The following is a 19,673-nucleotide window of genomic DNA, read 5'->3' on the forward strand; positions in this document are numbered from 1 at the left end:
GTGTGCTCGCCGCGGCGGTCGCGACAGGCGCCGGTGTGCTCACCGGCTGCTCGTCCCCGGACTCCGGTTCCCCCTCGCCGAAGAAGGGCGGGACGCTGCGCGCGGCCTGCCCCGGCGCGGGCGTGAAGGAGACCATGGACCCGCACGCGGTTCGAGCTGCGCCAGGCCCGTTGCCACGACGTGGACCGCAAGCGGCTGGTGGAGGTGGTCTGCGCGGGCCGCGCGGAGATCGGCAACGACCTCTACGGCAAGGGCTATACGTACTATCCGGACGGTCTGGAACAGCGCGAGCGGGACGTGGCGGAGGCCCGGAGGCTGCTCAAACGCACCGGTCTGTACAACAAGAAGGTCACCTTCTACACATCCACGGCCGCCGCCAACTTCCTCGGTCTCGGGCTCGATCCGACCTCTCCGGACTGGGGCGTGGTGATCGCCGCGAGCCGGGAGGCGCTGTTCGTGCAGCCGTCGGCGGTTCTGGCGCCGACGCTGATGCTGGTGATGTTCACCGTCGGCGTCAATCTGCTGGCGGACGGCCTGCTTCCGCACGCCGGGCGGACCGGAAGGAAGGCAACGGCGTGGAACCAGTGATCGAGGTCAGCGGTCTGACGGCGCACGCCGGAACGGCCCGGCTCCTGGACGGCGTCGACTTCACCGTCACACCCGGCGAGGTGACCGCCCAGGTGGGCCCCTCCGGCAGCGGCAAGACCACCGCTGCGCTGGCCCTGCTGGGCGAGAGCGCACCCGGTGTACGGCTGAGCGGCACGGTACGGGTCGCCGGCATCGAGGTGGTGGGCGACGAAGGTCCGACGGGCGCCGCCCGGCAGATCCGTGGCCGCGTCGTCTCCTATATGCCACAGCACCCGGCCCACGCCCTCAACCCGCCCGGCGGATCGGCTCGGTCCTCACCGAACTCGCCCGCCGGCACCGGCCGGACGGTGCCCGCGGCCGGTCCGCCGCCACGGAGCACGCGCCCGAGGCACTGCTTACCGCCGGCCTGCCCGACGACACGGCGACCCGGCGCCGCTTCCCGCACCAGTTCTCCGGCGGCCGGCGACAGCGCGTGGCCCTCGCCCACGTACTGGCCTGCGGCCCCCGCGTCCTGGTGCTCGACGAACCCAGCACCGGCCTCGACACGGTGGCGCGACTGTGACTGGCGGGAGAGCTGACCCGGCTGGCCTCCGACGGATACACCTCCTGCTGCTCAGTCACGACCACGACCTGGTGCGCGCGGTGGCCGCCCGCACGGTGCTGCTGGATCACGGTCTGGTGACCACGACGGGCCTCACGCCGGGGGTACTCCCCGCCCCTGCGGTGCCGCCCCCTCCCCCGGCGCGGGCCGCGCCCGTGGGCTCCCGGCCCGTGCTGGACGCACGGGACCTGACCGCGTGGCTGCGCCCCGGTGGCCGGGGCGATCACGCGGCCCGATGAGATCCTGCTCCTCCACTCCCGTCGTGTCTTCGCTGCCCTGTCCTTGCGAACGCCTTCTCCGACTCACCGGACCGGACACCACGGCCAGGAAGGTGAACGCCGGCGGGAGCGTGAGCCGGCTCAGAAGGCGTCCGGGTGCAGCAGCTTCGCGACCCTGTCCACGGCCACGTCGTTGCTGGGGCCCAGGTACATCGAGTCGGACAGCGTCACATACGTGTTGTTCTCGGCGGCCGGCCACTGGGGGAACTCCTTGAGCAGTTTCTTCGCGTAGGCCGCCGGGTCGGGGTCGTTGTAGGCGATGACGACGAGGGCGTCGACGTCGGTGGCGGCCACCTTCTCCTTGCTCAGGTCGGCGAAGGTGGTCCTGGAGGCGTTCTCGAACGCGTTGGCGCCGCCGGCCTTGACGAGTATGTCGTTGATGATGCCGTTGGCGACGACCGAGCTGAAGTCGTTGCTGCCCATGGACATGTTGGAGAAGAGCACCATGACCTTCGGGGGCTTCTCTCCCCTGACCTTCTCGGAGACCGCCGCGATCTTCTTCTCGGACTCGGCGATCAGCTTCTCGGCCTTGTCACGGACGTTGAAGATCTTTCCCATGTCGCGCAGCAGCTGGTAGCTGTCGGCGACGGTCATCTTGGAGGGGTCGTCGTCGCAGCCCTGCGGGGAGACGTAGCTGTCGGCTCCTACCTGTTTCAACTGCTCGCGGGTGGCGAAGCCGTTCTTCTGGTCGAAGCCGTACGTGGTGACGGACAGGACGAGGTCGGGGCGCAGGCCGAGCATGGCCTCGCGGGGAATGTCGTAGGCCTCGTTGGGTTTCACGTTCCCGGTGGGCAGCTTCTTGATGGCCTCTGCCCGGCCCGGCACCTCGGACATGCCGTAGCCCTGCTGGTTGGCGACGATTTTGTCCCCGAGGCCGAGGGCAAGCAGCGTGGAGACCTCGGCGACGGAGGCGCCGTTCATCACGACGACACGGCTGGGTGCCTTCGCGAAGGTCTCCTTCTGACCGCAGTTGTCGAGAGTCACCGGGTAGCCGGTCTTCGATGCCGCAGCCTCGGTCGTCCTGTCGCTCGACCTGTCGTCGGACGAGGAGCCGCATGCCGCCGTGAGCAGACAGAGGGATGCGGCCAGGGCGGCAGCGACCGGCCGATTCATCGACATTGGAGGCTCCTTGCGTGCGGGCTGTGCTCCTGGGCTGAATGGTTCTGGTGCAGTAGTCGCGGCGAAGCCGTCGTCAGTTCCCGGCGGATTGCGCACTTGTTCAGCCAAGGCGCTGGGCTCCGCCGGCTCCTCGGATTCCATCGGTTCGGCGGACGCGTCCGGCTCCGGCCCACGGACGCGGAAGCGGTACCTGGTGTACGCACTCCCCCCGCGGCCTTCCCGGCCGCGGGGGCAGTGGGGGTGCGTCAGTGTCCCGCGACGACGCCCGACAACTCGTTGGTGCTCTCCGGCAGGGTCACGGAGGTGATCTTCTTGCCGGTCGCCAAGTCGATGGCGTGCAGAGCCTTCTTGCTGGGGTCGGAGACATAGGCGGTGTGGTCGCGGACGAACAGGGTGGGCCGGGCCTGCTGCCAGTCCAGCGGCTCCTGCCACTTGCCCACGGCGGGGATCTTCTTCTCGGTCTTGCCGGTGTTCTGGTCGATGACGTGGATGGCGCCGTCGGTGCCGAGGACAAGGGCCTCGGCCTCCGGACCGCGGGCCAGCGAGCGGAAGGAGTAGCTGGTGCCCAGATCGACCAGGCGCAGCTTCTTCTTCTCGGTGTCGATGAGGGAGATACGGGTGGGGCGCTCCAACTCGGCCTCAGGGTCGGTCTTGTAGTCGCCGAGGAGGACCGGGGAGACGTCGCTGCCGGCCTGGTTGCCGATACGGCCGTAGTCGTCGGGGGCGTCGACCTTGGTGAACTTGCCGTTCTGGTAGATCAGTACGCCGTCCTCGCAGCCGACGGCGACGGCCTCGTCCTGGGCGGCCGCCTCGCCGTGCACGCCGGGGCAGCTCTCGTTGCGCGTGATCTCCTTGTTGTTCTCGTCCAGGACCAGCGCGCCGGTCCGCTTCTCCTCGGTGCCCAGGGTGCCGAGGAGTTCGCCGTTGGCCAGTTCGATGGCGACACCGTGGTGTGCCTCGGCGGAGGTGTAGGTGCGTCCTTCCGGCTTCTTGCCACTGCTCAGGTCGGCGGGGTCGAAGACGTTGACCTCTCCGGTGCCGTCGGTGAAGAGCACGGTCTTGCCCGCGTGACGTACGACGTGGCCGGGCTTGGCGCCCTTGTACTCGATGCCGGTGAGTGCCTGGCCGGTGGCGTTCAGGACACGGAAGCCGGTGTCGGTGGAGACGATGACGTGGTCCTCGTCACCGGCGGGGTTGACCCGGTTGAAGCCGGACAGCTCGATGGTCTTGGTCAGCTTCAGGCTCTGGCCGTCCAGGATGTACAGGCCGCCGTCGAAGGAGGCGACCAACGGGTCCTTGACCGCGGCGGCGGGCGTGGCGCTCGCGGTGCCCTCGGCCTTGGCGCCGGTGGAGGAGTCCTCCCCTCCGCAGGCGGTCAGCACGGTGGACACCGCCAGGGCGAGTGCCGTCCCCGTGAGGGCTCTGCTGCGTATCGACTTGTTCATCGGTGTGTTCCTTTCCGCGCCGCTCGGTGGCGGCAGTGGATACGTGACGGTTTCGGCCCGGTCGGCCGGTGTCCGTTGACGGCTCGGGGGGTCAGTCGCCGGTCGTGCCGGCGGTCAGGCCGTCGGTCATGGCGGTGGTGTTGGCGCGCATCATCCGCAGATAGGTGTCGGCGCCCTCGCCCTCGGCGGTCAGCGACTCGGAGTACAGCTCGATGACCCGAACCTGACCGCCGAGTTCCGTGCGCAGCACCTCGGCGAGCCGTGTCGGCTGGGAGGAGTCGGCGAACACCGTGTGTACGCCGGCTTCCTCCATCGCCTCGGTCAGGCTGCTCAGGTCGGAGGAGCTGGGTGAGGCCAGGGTGGTGCCGCTGGGGATGACCGCGCCGATCACTCGGAAGCCGAAGCGGTCGGCGAGGTAGCCGAAGACGTGGTGGTTGGTCACCAGGGCGCGCCGGTCCTCGGGTATGCGGTCGAAGGACTTCTCCATCCAGGCGGTGAGGTCGGTGAGTTCGTCGCCGTAGCGGTCGGCGTTGGCGCGTATCGCGCTGTCGTCCACACCGTGGACATGCTCGATCACCTGGTCGGCTATCAGGCCGGTGGCCTTGCGTACCCGGTCGGGATCGGTCCAGAAGTGCGGGTCGGATTGTCCCTTCTCTTCCGTGGGGCCGCCGTCGTCGGCCCCACGGAAGGTGAGCGGGTCGACCGCGTCGCCGACCGCGAAGGTGGCGATGCCGGAGTCGCGGGCCGCGTCCACGTGCCGCAGGACGTTCTCCTCCAGCCCCAGGCCGTTGTAGACCACGAGGTCGGCGCGCTCCAGTTCGGCGGCCTGTGCCGCCGACAGGCCGAAGGAGTGCGGATCGGCGTTGGGTTTCATGAGGACGGTCACGTCGGCTTCGTCACCGACGATCTCCCGGGCGATGTCGCCGAGGATGTTGGTCGTGACGACGATGCGGGGCTGGTCCTCACCGGTGGTGCAGGCGGTGGCGGTGGCGGCCGCGACGAGGACGAGCAGGCCCACGATCAGGCTGCGCAGGCGCGCGATGCCCACCCTCGCGCGCCGCTTGGCCTCGGTCCGGCTCATCGTCCGGTCTCCGCCATGAGGACCGGCTCGATGTCCAGGTCGAAGGAGCGCGCGACGCGCAGGCCGTCGTTGTAGTCGATTTCGAACACCTTCTTGCCCTCGGGGTCGTTGACGTAGGCGCGGCTGCGGTCGACCTCGATGACGGGGGCGCTGCCGTCGGTGCCGGCCCGCTCGCCTCCGGTCAGGAGCGTCTTGGTCCGCGCGGTCTGCTTTCCGGTGGCGATGTCGTAGCCGTGCAGCGAGCCGTCGGTCTCCAGGACGAGCAGCGGGGAGCCCTCTCCAGCGGTGTTGGCGGCGACGACCGGTCCGGTCTCCACCCGGGTCCAGGTCCGCTCGGTGACGTCCAGGACCCACACGGCGTCGTCTCCGGCCGGGGCGGTGAGGGTGTCGCTGCCGGGGCGCTGCCGGAAGTCGGTGGCCCGTTCCTGCGCCGGCACGTCCTCGTCGTAGGGGATCTTCTCTGCGGTGAAGGCACCGTCCTCCTCGCGGACGAGCAGGGCGCCGTCGGCGCAGCCCAGCACCACACCGCGCCGGGTGACGGCGTCGCCTCGGGGCTCCTCGCACTCCACGTCCGGGGTGGCGACACGCTCGCCGTTCCGGCCGAGCACGACGAGCTTCGCGCTGCCTCCCACTTCCACGAAGGCGAGCAGGTGCTCCTCGTAGGGCACGACGGCACCGGTGTGGGTGCCCGCCAACGTCCGGGAGGACTCGATCTTGCCCTTCTCCAGCTTGCTGCGGGCGTAGAGGACGGTCCGCCCGTCCTCGTCGGTCACCGCGGTCACGACGACGTCGCTGCGCACCTGTGCCTTACGACCCACGGGAAGCTCACCCACGTCGCGTATCGCCGCGCTGTAGTAGTGGACGTGGTCGCCGTGGTCCACCATCCAGGCGCCGCTGTCGAGCACATGTGTGCCGCCGGAGGAGTGGAGGTAGCCGAACCGTCCGTCCGTGCCCAGCCGGTGGGCGCCTGCCACCCGGGCCGTCTTGTGCACCTTGCCGGTGATGAGGTCGAGGACCCGGCTGTCTCCGCTGTCCGGGTCGTTGAGGAGGAGACGAGACTGCTGCTCGGCGGCCTCCTGTGCTCCCTCGACATACCCGTGCGGAGTGCCGGACGGGGAACTCGCCGCGGACCGCGAGTCGTTGTCCTTGTCTCCGGCGCAGCCTGTGGTGAGCAGCGCCGTGAGTACCAGTGCGGCCGAGGCCCATGGGGTGAGGTTTCTGCGGACGGTCATGACGATCGCCTCAGGCTTCTTTCAGTTGATGTCGAGTACGGGGGCGGGGGCGGGGCGCGCCCGGCGGTGACGCAGCCCCGACAGCACGTGGGAGAGGAAGAACAGGCTCACCGCGAGGGCCGCGACGGTCGCGCCGGCGGCGGTGCTCAGGTGCCAGGACAGCAGCAGGCCGCCGAACGTGGCGGTGGCGCCCAGCAGGGCGGCGAGCACCATGACCCCGCGGACGCTGCGCGCCCAGGGCAGGGCCGCCGCAGGCGGAGCGATGAGCAGGCCGAGGACGAGGAGCGTTCCGACGATGTGGAACGAGGCCACAATGGCCAGTCCGAGCAGGCCGAGCAGCACCGCGTGGGCCAGGCGCGGCCGCAGCCCCAGGGTCTGGGCCTTGCGCGAGTCGAACGCCAGGGCAAGGAAGGCGCGGTGGCCGAGGACCGACACCACCAGCGCCGCGAACAACGCCGCCGCGAGCAGGAAGAGGTCCTGCTGCCGTACGGCGAGGACGTCGCCGAACAGGAAGCCGGTCAGGTCCACGGCGAAGGACTGCGAGCGCGACACGATGATCACGCCGAGCGAGAGCATGCCGACGAACAGCAGCCCGATGCCGGTGTCCTGGGACAGCCTCGGTGTACGTCCGAGCACGGTGACGCCCGCCGTCATGACGGCGGCGCTGGCCACCGCCCCCAGCATCAGGTTGCCGCCGAACAGCGCGGCCAGCGCGACGCCCGGCAGCAGCCCGTGGGACATGGCGTCACCGAGGAAGGCCATCCCCCTCAGCACCACCCAGGTTCCCGCCAGCGCACAGATCGCGGACACGAGCATCCCGCCCCACAGGGCTCGCTGCACGAAGGTCACCTCGAACGGGGCCGTCAACCATTCCATGCCGATGACCCTACAATGAAAACCATGTTCACCAAATCAGGCCCCTCGCCCGCCGCGCACCGCGAACGGACTCCTCACATCCGCTTCGCCGAGCTGTGCGCCGGCTACCCAGGGCGACCTGTCCTCCGTCAACTCAGTGCGGACATACCGAAGTTGGCGACGACGGCACTTGTCGGCCCGAACGGCAGCGGCAAGTCGACCCTGCTCGGTGTTCTCGCCGGTGTGATCCATCCGACATCCGGCGAAGTGCACCACGACGGAGCACGGCCACCCGCGTTCGTACCGCAGCGCGGAGCCGTCGGCGACAGCCTGCCGCTCACCGTCCGGCAGACCGTGGAGATGGGACGCTGGGGCGAGCGCGGTCCGTGGCGTCGGCTGACCCGCCGGGACCACGCCACCGTCAACGCCGCGCTCGACCGGCTCGGCATCGGCGACCTCTGCTCACGCCAACTGGGAGAACTGTCGGGCGGGCAGCGTCAACGCGCCCTCATCGCACAGGGGTTGGCGCAGCAGTCGGATCTGCTGCTCCTCGACGAACCGACCACGGGTCTGGACCCGGAGGCGAGAGAGCGGATCGGGGCACTGCTGACGGCACTCGTCGCGGACGGCGTGACGGTGGTTCAGGCCACACACGACCTGGACGTCGCACGCGCGGCGGACATGTGTCTCCTGCTCCAGGACGGCCGCCTCGCCGGACAAGGGCACCCCGACCAGGTTCTCACCACGGCGGCGCTGGCCCGGATCTGGCAACCCCTCTGAAACCACCGAGACGCTACCTCTCCCCCGTCGACAATGAAACGGGCGAGCGCGTGGTCAGACCGCGGCGATGTCGATGGACTTGTCCTTGAACTGTCGGGCAGCCAGTGACTTCATCACGCGCTTGCCGGCCGGGCGGCTCATCAGCTTCTGGGTAAGGGTCCGCACGGCCTTGTCCCGGCGGCTCTGCGGGACGAACATCATCAGACCCTGCGTACGGCCGCTGCGCTGCTGGACGGCGATGAAGGGGCGCAGCCGCTGGTCCCACTCGCGCAGGGCCCGTGCGATGTTCTCGCCGTTGCGCTGCAACAGAGTGCCGAGGAGATCGGCTCCGGCCAGAGCTGTGGAGGCGCCCATCCCGGAGTAGAGGGTCAGGCACCACGCGGAGTCACCGAGCAGGACGACTCGGCCGGTGTGCCAGGCCGGCATCTCCACCTGGTGGACGGAGTCGAAGAGGTAGTCGTCGGCCTGCTCAAACTGCTGGAGGAGGTGTTCGAGCACGGGCCCGGTCGGTTCGGGGCCGAACGCCTGGCGCAGCGATTCGATGGGCGGGCGGCGGAACTGGGCGTCCTCGTCGTCGGTGCGGTAGTTGAACAGCACCCCGGGCTGATGGTCGGTGAAGGGGAAGGTCCACACGGAGCGGCCGGGTTCGGCGAGGACGACGCCGTCGTGGTGCCGATAGCCGGGTACCGGTTCCTTCAGGATCGTGGCGCCGATGATGTGCCCGAGCGGCCGCATGAACTCCTGGTCCGGGCCGAAGACCAGGCGGCGCACGGTGGAGCGCAGGCCGTCGGCGCCCACGACGAGGTCGAAGCGCTCCGTGGTCTCGGTGATCTCGTCCTTCGTCGTGGTGCGCAGCGTGACGTCCACGCCGTCGGGGTGTTCGTCGACGGCGATCGGGGTCGTGCCGTAGCGGATCTCGGTGCGGGGAGCGACGACGTCGTGGAGGGCGGCCTCGATGTCCCCGCGCAGAATCAGCCGGGGCTCGCCCGGGAGGTCGCCGTAGCCCATGCCGGGACGACGGCGGCCCGACCGCTCAATGTCGTACGTGATGCTGTCGGCGCCGGCCCGATTGCCGATGGCATCAAGCACGCCCATTCGCTGGGCGGTGGCGCGTCCGGTCTCGAACAGGCCGATGAAATAGCCGGCGGGTCGCCTCTTCGAGGCGCGTTCGACGAGTACCGGCTCCCAGCCGATCTCGCGCAGCCGCATGGCCGTCGCCAGCCCGCCGATGCCCATCCCGACGATCAAGGCGCGGGGTGTGTTCATGACGATCTCTTCTCTTTCTTCTCGGGCGGATTCGTCAACGGCATCGCCGCTCCGGATACAGGGCATCAAGTGGAGGTGGGATCTCCGGTTACCGGTTCCACCGTAACATCAAACCGGAGATGTCATCTCCATTTCCCTGGGTAAAGTAGAAGCCATGAGCCGCCGAACCAGTCCCGCAACGCACCCCGAGAGCCCCCCTGCGCGCCCCTTGCGGGCAGACGCGGAGCGCAACCGGCGGCGCATCATCGCGGCTGCCCAGGAACTGTTCGCCCACCGAGGACTGGATGTCACCCTCGACGACATCGCCCGCCATGCGGGCGTCGGCGTCGGCACCGCCTACCGCCGCTTCGCCAATCGCGAGGAACTCATCGACGCCGTCTTCGAAGGCGCCTTGCAGCACTTGATCGCGCTGGCGGAACAGGCCCTCTCCCACGAAGACCCCTGGGAGGGCCTCGTGCAGCTCTTCCTTGCCACCGGCCAGGACTTCGCCGATGACCGTGGGTTGAGGGAGGTCCTACTGGAAGGCACACAGGGCAAAGACCGGGCAGCAGCGGCCCGGGAACGCCTCACCCCCGCGGTCGGCGCCGTCATCAGACGCGCCCAGGAAGCCGGCCAACTGCGCGGCGACATCGAACCGACCGACTTCCCCCTCATCCAGCTCATGCTCGGCGCCGTCACGCAGCACAGCCGGAACCTCGCACCCGAGCTGTGGAAGCGCTACCTCACCCTCATCCTGGACGGTCTGCGCCACGACCGGGATCTCCCCACCCCCCTGACCCATCCCGCTCTCGACCGGGACGAACTGGACCTGGCCATGACGTGACCCTGTCCGCCGACCGTGCACGCCCCTTCATTGCGCCACTGCATGGCTCGGGGCATGCGGCACCCCGGCCGAACCGGATTCCGTGGTCCGTCCGTGCACGCAGACCCACCGGCCAGCCGGCCTCCGTGGAACCGCGGTCCCGATCCCGTTGATCCGGTCCTTGGGCGGGCGACCGATAGCGCGTACCGCCCAGTGGTACGGTCGCCCCACCGAGCGAGGCTACGTCCGTGCCCTCTGGCGTCAGGACGCAAGGCGCCGGATGCGGCAGCGGGGAAGGCGGGTCATGCACAAGACAGCGGGCGAGGGCGCGGACGGAGTGCGCAGCGTACTGCGCGCCTTGGACTTGCTGGCCCTGTTCGACGAATCTCATCGCTCCCGCACGGTGCGCGAGTTGATCGACGAGTCGGGGCTCGCGAAGTCGACCGTGGTGCGTCTGGTGGCGACGCTGGAGCAGCGTGGGCTGTTGTGGAGCCGCGGGGACGGGCGGCTCGCCCCGGGCGCGGGACTGCTCCGCTGGGCGGCGCTGGCACAGAACACCTGGCGCCTGCCGCCGGAGGCGGTGGAGTGCCTGCGGGAGGTGTCGGTGCGCTCGGGCGGCGAGTCGTCCCGTATCTATGTGCGACAGGGGCTGGGGCGGGTGTGCGTGGCGCAGCACGAGGGGACACAGCCGCTGCGGCATGTGGTGCGGATCGGTGAGGAGATGCCGCTGGCCGCGGGCGCGGCGGGCCATGTGCTCCTGTCCGGGTGCCCGGAGGAGTTCGTGCACACGGTCGCCGAGGCCTTTGGCCGGGAAGCGGACTTCGAGGAGGCGCTGGCCCGGCGCGTGCGCGCGGCGCGCGAGCAGGGCTGGGCGCACAGCGACGGAGAACGCGAGGACGGCGTGGCCGGGGTGGCCGTACCCGTCGCCGGCGAGGCGGGCCGGGTCGTGGCCGCGCTGGCGTTGGGCGGCCCCAGCAACCGGTTCGCGGCACAGAGGGCCGAGGCGTTCGTCCCCGTACTTGTCGAGGCGGCCGGGCAACTGACCGCCCTGCGATTCCTTGAGGGCGGCGAGGCCTGACCCCGACGGCTCAACTCGCCGTCCGTGACGGCAGGTTGCGGGGGGCGGGGCCTTCGTAGGACGGCAGCAGCCGGCGCGGAATGGGGCCCTTGATGCGGGCACCTCCCACCTTCTCCTCCCAGCCGTGCGCGAGGATGCCGACGCTGCGGGAGAGGACGAACAGGCCGCGCCCCAGCTCGGGCGCGAAGCCGAGTTCGCTGTAGACGATGGCGGTGGCTCCGTCGATGTTCATGGGGACGGGACGGCTGCGCCCCTTGGCCAGCGCGCGTTCCAGCGCGGTGCCCGCCGCCAGGGCCCGGCCCGGTACGTCACCGTTGTCCGCGGCACGAGCCACCATGTCGAGCAGTGGGTCACGCCGCGGGTCGCGCGGATGGAAGCGGTGGCCGAAGCCCGGGATGTGACGGCGCCGGGCGCGATACGACGCCACGAGGTCCTCGGCCGCCCGGTCGAGATCGTCGTCGCCGCCCTCATGGACGAGGGTGTCGAGGACTTCCATGCATTGCTGGCCGGCGCCTCCGTGGACGTCACCGAGAAGGTTGACGCCGGTGGCCATCACGTTGTTGAGGCCGAGTCCGCAGGTGGCGGCCATGCGTGCCGCGGCGATGGACGGGGCCTGGGGGCCATGGTCCACACCGGCGACGAGCGCGGCTTCCAGCAGACGCGACTGCACCGGGCCAGGCAGTTCACCGCGGACCATGAGCCAGACCATGTCGGGCAGGGACACCTGGCCGATGAGCTGTTCCACCGGGTAGCCGCGCAGCAGGATCTCACCGGGGCTGATGCGGCTGACCGAGGTCGCCCACCAGTCGCTGACCTCGGGCAGCGGGGCAGGGGTGGCAGCGGGCGTGTTCATACGGTGCCTCGTTCCTTCATGGTGTCTATCTCGGCCTGGCTGTAGCCGAGTTCAGCCAGGACCTGGTCGGTGTGCTCGCCGAGCATCGGAGGCGCAGCGGTGTCGCTCACGGCGTCGCCGTCGACCTGGAAGGGGCTGCCGAGCACGTGCAGGGGGCGGCTCCGGCCGTCGGGGAAGGGCAGGGCGCGCACGAAGCCCCGTACGGCGAGCTGTTCCAGACCCAAGGCGTCGGGCACGGACAGGACACGGGCCGCGGGCACTCCGGCGTCGGAGAGGATCTCCTCCCACTCCTTCGCGGTGCGCAGACTCAGTCCCTTCTCCACCTCGTGCCGCAGCTGGTCCCGATGGTTCTTGCGATCGGCCGGGTGCGCGAAGCGCACATCATCGATGAGGTCCTCGCGACCGATGAGGCGGCACAGGGTGGTGAACTGCTGCTGCCGGTTCGCGGCGATGTTGAGATGCCCGTCGGCGGTGGCGAAGGTGCCGGAGGGTGCGGCGGTGAAGTTCTCGTTCCCCATGGGCTGCGGCCGCCGCCCCGTGATGAGGTAGTTCGAGGTCACCCAGCCCATCGCGGTGAGCGCCGACTCCAGCATCGACACGTCCAGGTAGGCGCCCGCCCCGGTCCGTTCGCGGCGTACGAGGGCCGCGGCGACGGCGTAGGCGGCGGCCATGCCGCCGAGGGTGTCGGCCACCGGGAACCCGGCGCGCAACGGGCTGACCTCAGGCGTTCCGGTGACGCTCATCATGCCGGACAGCCCCTGCACGATCTGATCGTAGGCGGGGCGTGTGCGCAGCGGACCGGTCTGCCCGAATCCGGAGATCGCGCAGTATACGAGCCGTGGGTTCTCCGTCCGCAGTTCCTTCCAGCCGACGCCGAGTCGGTCCATGACGCCGGGCCGGAAGTTCTCGATCAGGACGTCGTACCCGCGCACGGCGCGCAGCAGGGCCTCGCGGCCGGCCGGGTCCTTCAGGTTCAGGGTGAGGGAGCGTTTCCCGGCGTTCTGCGCCAGGAAGGACGCGCCGAGCAGTTCCTCGCTCAGGTCGCGGTCGGCGCCCAACTGTCGCGCCAGATCGCCCGAGCGCGGCATCTCGACCTTGAGGACGTCCGCGCCGTGCAGAGCCAGTTGGTAACCGGCGAAAGGACCGGCAAGGACATTGGTGAGGTCGAGTACGCGTACGCCGTCCAGCAGGGCGGCCGGGGTTCGGTGGTCGTCCGAGGTCAACGGGCTGTGCCTCCGATGCAATTGAGGGTGGTCAGGGTGTGCGCCGCGCCCAGCAGGGCGGGCACGAAGGCGTCGACGGCTTCGTCGGTGAAGCGTGTGGTGGGCCCACCCAGGGCGAGGGCGGCCACGACACACATGGCGGGGTCGAAGACGGGGGCTGCGACGCCGCACACCCCTGCCTCCCTCTCCCCGCGGCTGACGGACCAGCCGCGGGCCGCGGCCTCGCGGGCGCGCTCGCGCAGCGTCACCTCCCAGCCGTCGTGCGGGGCGAGTCGGGCCACCGCCTCGACGTCGCCCGGGTCGGCCTGCGAGAGCAGCACATGACTGGCCGCACCGGACCACAGCGGCATGGCCTCCCCCACCCGCACCACGTGCCGCAGGCTGCGGGTTCCTTCGTGCCGGGCGATGCACATGCGGGCCTGCTGCTGTCGTACGTAGAGGTGGATCGCCTCGCCGCCGCTGGCCAGGGACAGGTCCTCGATGGCCTGCACCGCCTCCGGCGGCAGCCGCCAGACCGCCTGGGCCTGTCGGGCCCACCGCAGCAGCGTCGGGCCCGGCATGGTGCGGCCGTCTCCGCGTTGCCGGAGCAGTCCGCTCTCCTCCAGCGTCCGCACGAGCCGGACGACGGTTGTCTTCGCCAGTCCCGAGGCCTCGACCAGCTCGCGTACGGTCCGGCTCTCCTGCTCGTCGTCATGGAGACTGAGCAGTTCCACGGCCCGCAACACGCTGCGCACGCTTGCTTCTTCGGCCCCTGCCACGGCTCCTCCAGGCACACGACACCAAGGGCGCACACCGAGTTGGGCGCCGTTCCCTCATCAGACCATCGATCCATGCTGCGGCACAAGCGTGCCACCTGACGGTACGACCCATGGGCACATCGCCGACCCGCCCACCCGGCCCAGAAGTCGTGCGCCGACTATTGCCAGGACATGAACCCCTCCGTAACATCGCCGCACCATTCAGCGGAACACGAGTACCACCTAGCGGTACCCGACGTGGCGAAGGAGCCGCAGTGACGACATCCCCGCACCTCCGCGAGAGCCGACCCCTCGTACAACCCCGGGTCGCCCTGGCGGCGATCTTCGGCACCACTGTCGAGTGGTACGACTTCGCGCTCTACGGCATCGCCGCCAGCCTCGTCTTCAACAAGCTGTACTTCCCCGGCAGCAGCCCACTGGTCGGCACCATCCTCGCCTTCGGCACCTTCGCCATCGGCTTCCTCGCCCGTCCACTGGGCGGCGCCTTCTTCGGCGAGCGCGGAGACACCAGGGGACGCAAGAGTGTCCTTGTCGCCACGCTTCTGCTCATGGGTCTGGCCACCACCGGCATCGGTCTCCTGCCGACCTACGGTCACATCGGGATCGCCGCACCGATCCTGCTGACCGCGCTGCGGTTCGTGCAGGGCTTCGCCGCCGGCGGGGAGAAGACCGGGGCACTGATCATCCTCTTCGAGAACGCCCCGCCCAAGTGGCGCGGCCTGCTCACCTCGCTGCCCGCCATCGGGACCGGTACCGGCACCCTGCTGTCCACCGGTGCCTTCGCCCTCATCACCGGCCTGCTGTCCGAGGACGCCTTTCTCTCCTGGGGCTGGCGCATCCCCTTCCTGCTCAGTGCCGTCCTCACCTTCTTCGGCCTGTGGGTGCGCCGGAACCTGCCCGAGACCGCCGATTTCCAGCACGAAGACGCGCCCCAACCAGCCGCTCCCGCACGCCCGTTGGGCCGCCGGATCGCCGAGAGCCGCTGCGTGACGGCCTGGCGGCGCTACCCGAAGGAGATGCTCGTCGTCATCGGCGCGGGCGCGGCCGAGAACGCCGGCTACTACATCTTCGGCACCTTCTCCGTCACCTACGCCGACGACCGCGGACTCGCCACGGCCGGCCTGCTCAGCGGCATCACCGCGATCGCCGCCGTCAAGCTCGTCACCGTGCCCTTGTTCGGCGCCCTGTCGGACCGCATCGGTCGCCGCCCTGTCTCCATCCTGGGCGCCGCACTGCTGCTCGCCTCGGCCTGGCCGTTCTTCCAGATCATCGACACCGGTCAGACCTGGGCGATCTGGGCCGCGCTCTTCGTCACCCTCGGCATCGGCCAGTCCGCCGTCCTCGGCTCCCAGCCCGCCTTCTTCGCCGAACTCTTCGACACCAGCGTCCGGTTCAGCGCCGTCGGCATCGCCAACAACATCGGCACCGTCCTCACCGGCGGCCTCGCCCCCATGCTGTGCTCGGCGCTCCTGCTCTGGTTCGATCACAGCGTCACGGGCGTCGTCATCTTCATCGCCCTCATGAGCGCCCTGACCATCGTCACGGTCAGCCTGGCCCGGGAGACCCGGCACACCGGGGCGCCCGACACCGCACCGAAGATCTCTGCAGACCTGCAAGGGGCACGCTGACCGCGACGACGCCGGCACACAGGGAGCGCTTACCCAGCAGCGCCCGGGCCTGCTCGGCCCGGGCGCGATCTTGTATCTGTCGGTCGGGGGTCCGCTCGCCGTGCTCAGGCGGCGCCGGTTCGGCGGACGCCGCCGATACAGATCCCCGGCCTGCCTCGACTCTGTGGGGGCGAACGCACGGGTCATCGTCGCCGTCCCCGAGGACTCGTCGTGCAGACGCACGCGCTTGTCCGCACGATCAGGCCCCTCCACGACCGACACCCCGACGCCGGTCCCCGCCGCAACACTCCAGCCGGACGGGCGGCCCCGTCGTCTCCGTGTCGAAGCTCTGGTCGATCAGCGCCGGCTTGGGCACGGTGATGCCGCAGTAGAACGGCACCGCCGCCCACGACGACGAGGTCCTGCTCCTTCTCCGGACCCCCAAATTCGCTCGATTCCGTCGTCATCACACTTGATTCGAGCAAGACGATCCGTCATTGTGCTTGAAACGACTATATGACGTGCTGTTCACGCAGAAGAGGGAGGTCCTTCATGGACGACATCGACCGGGCCATCCTGCGGGAGCTGCAGGTCGACGGTCGCATCCCCTACGCCGAGCTGGGGCCGAAGGTGGGGCTGTCGCCCTCGGCCGCACGGCTCCGGCTGCAGCGATTGATCGACACCAAGGCGGTCCAGGTCGTCGGGGTGACCGACCCGATGACCATGGGCCAGCAGACGGTGGCGCTCCTCGGCCTGCGCGTCGAGGGCGACTCCCGCGCGGTGGCCGATGAACTCTCCCGGCACGAGGAAGTCGTGTACACGGTCCTGACCGCCGGCCGCTACGACCTGTTCGCCGAGGTCGTGCGCAGCAGCCCCAGTGATCTTCTGGACTTCATCAACGACGTCGTACGGACCGTCGAGGGCGTCACATCGGTGGAGACGTTCCCCTACTTCGCGATCCACACCCACCGCTTCCTGTGGGAAGTCGACTAGAGGCATCCACGCATCCGCGCCCGGCCCGCCCACACCACGCTCCACCCACCGTCCGAGGGATCCCGCATGCTGCACGACGAGTACCACACCATCGACTTCTTCGCCCAAGGTGCCCTTCCCGCACCACAGGTGACGCCGGATCAGGCGGCGCGCATGGGCGCCCAGCACCTCGGCGTCGACGTTCGTGCGGAGACGCTGGGCAGCCAGCAGGACGCCAACTTCCTGCTGCGCGACGATGACGGAACAGCCCTGGCCGTTCTGAAGATCGCCCACCCCGCCTTCAGCGCTGCGGAGATCGACGCCCAGGACATCGCCGCCGACCTGATCGCCGCGGCTCACCCGGAACTGCGCATCGCCACCGTGCTGCGCCGCCCCGACGGCTCCCCGCAGCGCACCACGGTGGACACCACGAGCGGACCGGCCATCGCGCGGCTGATGCGATACCTGCCCGGCGGTCCGCTCTCGGGACCCCGGCACCTGTCGCCGAGCGCGGTGGCGGCCATGGGCACGATCGGCGGAAAGATCAGCACCGCCCTGCGTGACTTCCGCCATCCGGGCCTCAAGCGCGTCCTCCAGTGGGATCTGCAGCACGCCGACCGCGTCGTCGCACAGCTCGCGGAACACATCGAGCCCGAGCGGCGCGCCGCCGTGCAGTCCGCGACCGCCGACGCCTGGGCGCAGGTCCACAAGCTCGCCGCCGAGCTGCCGTCGCAGGCCGTGCACCTCGACCTGACCGACGACAATCTGATCCGTTCTCCAGACGGTCACCTGCCCACACCCGACGGAGTCATCGACTTCGGTGACCTGACCACGAGCTGGGCGGTCGGCGAACTCGCCGTGACACTCTCCTCGATGCTCCACCACGACGGTGTCGAACCCCATCACGTGCTGCCCGCCGTCCGGGCCTTCCACGCCGTTCGGCAGCTCGCCGCGGCGGAGGCGGAGGCGTTGTGGCCGCTGGTGGTCCTGCGCGCCGCCGGCCTGGTCGCCAGCGGGCGCCACCAGGCCGCCGTCGACGAGGACAACGCCTACGCCAAGGCTGCACTCGACCGCGAGTGGCGCATGTTCGAGCAGGCCACCCGTCTGCCGCTTGCGGTGATGGCCCACCTCGTCAAGGACGCGACCGGCCTGGCGGACGTGCCTGCCCGCACCGATCCACCGGCGCACTTCGTGCTGCGCGGCCTCGGCGCCGACACCATCGACCTCCTCGACCTGTCCACGGGCGCCGATTCCATGGACCACGGAGCCTGGCTCGAAGCCGGCACCGTGGACCGGCTGTCGGCCTCCGCGCTCGCGGACGGAGCAACCGCGGTGGCCACCCGGTACGCGCAGCCACGACTCGCCGAGGCCCCGGCGCTGTCGGCCCTGTCTGCTGCCACGGTGCCGACCGGCATCGACCTCTGGCTCGGCCGGCCCGCCGTGGCGCAGGCCCCCGGCACGGGGAAGATCCTCACCGCGGCACCGGGCCGTGTGGAGATCGGCTACGGCCCGCAGGTGCTGACGTTGTCCTTTCCCGACACGGTCGACCCGGTGGTCTCCACCGGCTCGACGGTCCAGGCGGGCGGGGACCTCGTCCACCTCCACTCCGGAACCTCACTGCACCTGGCGCTGCGCTACGCCGACGGCCCTTCCGTCCCCGCCTTGGTGCGCCCCGAGCACGCCGCCGGCTGGCTCGCGCTCACCACGGACCCCGCCCCGCTCATCGGTCTCCCGGCCGCCGACCGTGCCGCGGACGGGGACCTGCTCGACCGACGTGACGCCGTGTTCGCGACCGTGCAGGAGCACTACTACGCCGAGCCTCCCCGCATCGAACGTGGCTGGCGCCACCATCTGCTCTCCACCGACGGCCGCTCCTACCTCGACATCGTCAACAACGTCACCCCGCTGGGCCACGCCCACCCCCGCGTCGAGCGGGCGGTCTCCCGGCAGTTGCGGCGGCTCAACACCAACTCGCGTTTCCACTACGCCTCGGTGGTGGAGTTCACCGAACGCCTCGCCGCCCTGCTGCCCGAGCCGCTGGACACGGTGTTCTTGGTCAACTCCGGTTCGGAGGCGGTGGATCTGGGCCTGCGGCTGGCCATCGGCGCCTCCGGACAGCACGACGTCGTCGCCCTCCGCGAGGCGTACCACGGCTGGACCTACGCCTCAGACGCGGTCTCCACCTCGCTCCAGGACAACCCGAACGCCCTGGCCACCCGCCCGAATTGGGTGCACACCGTGGACTCGCCCAATTCCTACCGCGGCCGGCACCGCGGGGCGGACGCGCTGCGCTACGGTCCCGAGGCCGTCGCGGTGATCGACGAGCTGGCCGCGTCCGGCCGCCCGGCAGGAGCCTTCATCGGCGAGACCTTCTATGGCAACGCCGGTGGGATCGCCCTGCCCGACGGCTATCTCGCCGACGTGTACGCGGCGGTCCGCCGGCACGGTGGCCTGGCCGTCGCCGATGAGGTCCAGGTGGGCTACGGCCGTCTGGGACACTGGTTCTGGGGCTTCGAGCAGCAGCAGGTCGTCCCGGACATCGTCTGTGTGGCCAAGGCCATGGGCAACGGCCACCCCCTCGGCGCCGTCATCACGTCCGCATCGATCGCCGACCGGTACCGCGACCAGGGCTACTTCTTCTCCTCCACCGGTGGCAGCCCCGTCTCCAGCGTCGTCGGCCTCACCGTCCTGGACACCCTGCGCGACGAGGACCTGCAAGGCAACGCGGTACGCGTCGGCGGCCGTCTGAAGAGCCGGCTTGAGGAACTGGCCATCCGCTACGGCATCATCGGCGCCGTCCACGGCTCGGGCCTCTACCTCGGCCTCGAACTCGTCCGGGACCGCATCACCCTGGAACCCGCCACGGAAGAGACCGCCGAACTCTGTGACCGCATGCTCGACCTCGGCGTGGTCGTACAGCCGACCGGCGACCACCTCAACATCCTGAAGATCAAACCGCCGTTGTGCATCGACGACACCGCGGTGGACTTCTTCGCCGACATGCTGGACCGCGCCCTCACCCAACTCGGCTATTCCCGCTGACTCCTCCTCGGAGTGCTGTCCGGTACGACGCGATGCTGCGGGCGGTACGTTCGCAGCATCGCGTCGCGCAGCCGGGCGCCGTCTCCATCGCCA

At 70.1% G+C, this 19,673-nt stretch carries 17 protein-coding genes and 1 pseudogene; 9 read left to right on the forward strand and 9 right to left on the reverse strand.

What is annotated here, in order from left to right:
* Positions 1–180 precede the first annotated feature (180 nt).
* The 3 genes and pseudogenes from ACFYTE_RS14695 to ACFYTE_RS14705 all read left to right on the forward strand — a co-directional run bounded on the left by ACFYTE_RS14695 (position 181) and on the right by ACFYTE_RS14705 (position 1,150).
* Positions 181–588 carry a hypothetical protein gene (locus tag ACFYTE_RS14695; protein ID WP_388709471.1) on the forward strand — a complete coding sequence of 136 codons (408 nt, stop codon included), beginning with the start codon at positions 181–183 and terminating at the stop codon, positions 586–588.
* A 92-nt stretch (positions 589–680) separates the two neighbouring features.
* A pseudogene (locus ACFYTE_RS14700) lies at positions 681–806 on the forward strand (hypothetical protein); the annotation flags it as partial.
* Between the two features lie 188 nt (positions 807–994).
* On the forward strand, positions 995–1,150 hold the full coding sequence (locus tag ACFYTE_RS14705) for an ATP-binding cassette domain-containing protein (protein WP_388709675.1): 156 nt from the start codon (positions 995–997) through the stop codon (positions 1,148–1,150).
* A 398-nt stretch (positions 1,151–1,548) separates the two neighbouring features.
* Here the strand turns inward: ACFYTE_RS14705 and ACFYTE_RS14710 are convergent, their stop codons facing one another.
* The 5 genes from ACFYTE_RS14710 to aztB form a co-directional block, all read right to left on the reverse strand.
* On the reverse strand, positions 1,549–2,586 hold the full coding sequence (locus ACFYTE_RS14710; RefSeq protein ID WP_388709473.1) for an ABC transporter substrate-binding protein: 1,038 nt from the start codon (positions 2,584–2,586) through the stop codon (positions 1,549–1,551).
* Positions 2,587–2,831: 245 nt separating this feature from the next.
* Positions 2,832–4,031 (reverse strand): zinc metallochaperone AztD, encoded by a 1,200-nt coding sequence (gene aztD / locus ACFYTE_RS14715; RefSeq protein ID WP_388709475.1) that lies wholly within the window; start codon positions 4,029–4,031, stop codon positions 2,832–2,834.
* 91 nt (positions 4,032–4,122) lie between these two features.
* A complete protein-coding gene (gene aztC, locus ACFYTE_RS14720; RefSeq protein ID WP_388709477.1) occupies positions 4,123–5,112 on the reverse strand; it encodes a zinc ABC transporter substrate-binding protein AztC in 990 nt (329 codons plus the stop codon).
* Complete coding sequence (locus ACFYTE_RS14725) at positions 5,109–6,344, reverse strand: hypothetical protein (protein ID WP_388709479.1); 1,236 nt, start codon at positions 6,342–6,344, stop codon at positions 5,109–5,111. Before ACFYTE_RS14725 ends, aztC begins: the two co-directional genes overlap by 4 nt.
* Before the next feature lie 21 nt (positions 6,345–6,365).
* Positions 6,366–7,220, reverse strand: coding sequence for a zinc ABC transporter permease AztB (gene aztB, locus ACFYTE_RS14730; protein WP_388709481.1), 855 nt, complete (start codon positions 7,218–7,220; stop codon positions 6,366–6,368).
* 15 nt (positions 7,221–7,235) lie between these two features.
* On the opposite strand from aztB, the gene aztA reads away from it, so the two are divergent.
* A complete protein-coding gene (gene aztA / locus ACFYTE_RS14735; RefSeq protein WP_388709483.1) occupies positions 7,236–7,979 on the forward strand; it encodes a zinc ABC transporter ATP-binding protein AztA in 744 nt (247 codons plus the stop codon).
* Positions 7,980–8,033: 54 nt separating this feature from the next.
* On the opposite strand, the gene ACFYTE_RS14740 is transcribed toward aztA, so the two are convergent.
* A complete protein-coding gene (locus ACFYTE_RS14740) occupies positions 8,034–9,245 on the reverse strand; it encodes an FAD-dependent monooxygenase (RefSeq protein ID WP_388709485.1) in 1,212 nt (403 codons plus the stop codon).
* 154 nt (positions 9,246–9,399) lie between these two features.
* Here ACFYTE_RS14740 and ACFYTE_RS14745 point away from each other — a divergent pair, with 154 nt between their 5' ends.
* Positions 9,400–10,068 (forward strand): TetR/AcrR family transcriptional regulator, encoded by a 669-nt coding sequence (locus tag ACFYTE_RS14745; protein WP_388709487.1) that lies wholly within the window; start codon positions 9,400–9,402, stop codon positions 10,066–10,068.
* Positions 10,069–10,351: 283 nt separating this feature from the next.
* Positions 10,352–11,125, forward strand: a complete 774-nt coding sequence (locus ACFYTE_RS14750; protein WP_388709489.1) for an IclR family transcriptional regulator — start codon at positions 10,352–10,354, stop codon at positions 11,123–11,125.
* A 10-nt stretch (positions 11,126–11,135) separates the two neighbouring features.
* Here ACFYTE_RS14750 and ACFYTE_RS14755 read toward each other — a convergent pair whose 3' ends face one another.
* From ACFYTE_RS14755 to ACFYTE_RS14765, 3 genes are read right to left on the reverse strand one after another with little or no spacing between them, the layout of a single operon-like run.
* A complete protein-coding gene (locus ACFYTE_RS14755) occupies positions 11,136–11,978 on the reverse strand; it encodes a citryl-CoA lyase (RefSeq protein WP_388709491.1) in 843 nt (280 codons plus the stop codon).
* Positions 11,975–13,201: a CaiB/BaiF CoA transferase family protein gene (locus ACFYTE_RS14760; RefSeq protein WP_388709493.1), complete on the reverse strand. Its 1,227-nt coding sequence runs from the start codon at positions 13,199–13,201 to the stop codon at positions 11,975–11,977. The genes ACFYTE_RS14755 and ACFYTE_RS14760 overlap by 4 nt, the downstream gene beginning before the upstream one ends.
* Complete coding sequence (locus tag ACFYTE_RS14765; protein ID WP_388709495.1) at positions 13,198–13,935, reverse strand: IclR family transcriptional regulator; 738 nt, start codon at positions 13,933–13,935, stop codon at positions 13,198–13,200. The genes ACFYTE_RS14760 and ACFYTE_RS14765 overlap by 4 nt, the downstream gene beginning before the upstream one ends.
* Before the next feature lie 278 nt (positions 13,936–14,213).
* On the opposite strand from ACFYTE_RS14765, the gene ACFYTE_RS14770 reads away from it, so the two are divergent.
* From ACFYTE_RS14770 to ACFYTE_RS14780, 3 genes are all read left to right on the forward strand, one after another.
* The gene (locus ACFYTE_RS14770) at positions 14,214–15,587 is read left to right on the forward strand and encodes an MFS transporter (protein WP_388709497.1); all 1,374 of its coding nucleotides are present in this window, start codon (positions 14,214–14,216) and stop codon (positions 15,585–15,587) included.
* A 531-nt stretch (positions 15,588–16,118) separates the two neighbouring features.
* Complete coding sequence (locus ACFYTE_RS14775; protein WP_388709499.1) at positions 16,119–16,559, forward strand: Lrp/AsnC family transcriptional regulator; 441 nt, start codon at positions 16,119–16,121, stop codon at positions 16,557–16,559.
* A 66-nt stretch (positions 16,560–16,625) separates the two neighbouring features.
* Entirely contained in the window at positions 16,626–19,580 is a 2,955-nt protein-coding gene (locus tag ACFYTE_RS14780) for an aminotransferase (RefSeq protein WP_388709501.1), read from the forward strand.
* The last annotated feature ends 93 nt before the right edge of the window (positions 19,581–19,673 follow it).

This window comes from Streptomyces sp. NPDC004629 (genome assembly GCF_042873595.1).
Classification (GTDB): domain Bacteria; phylum Actinomycetota; class Actinomycetes; order Streptomycetales; family Streptomycetaceae; genus Streptomyces.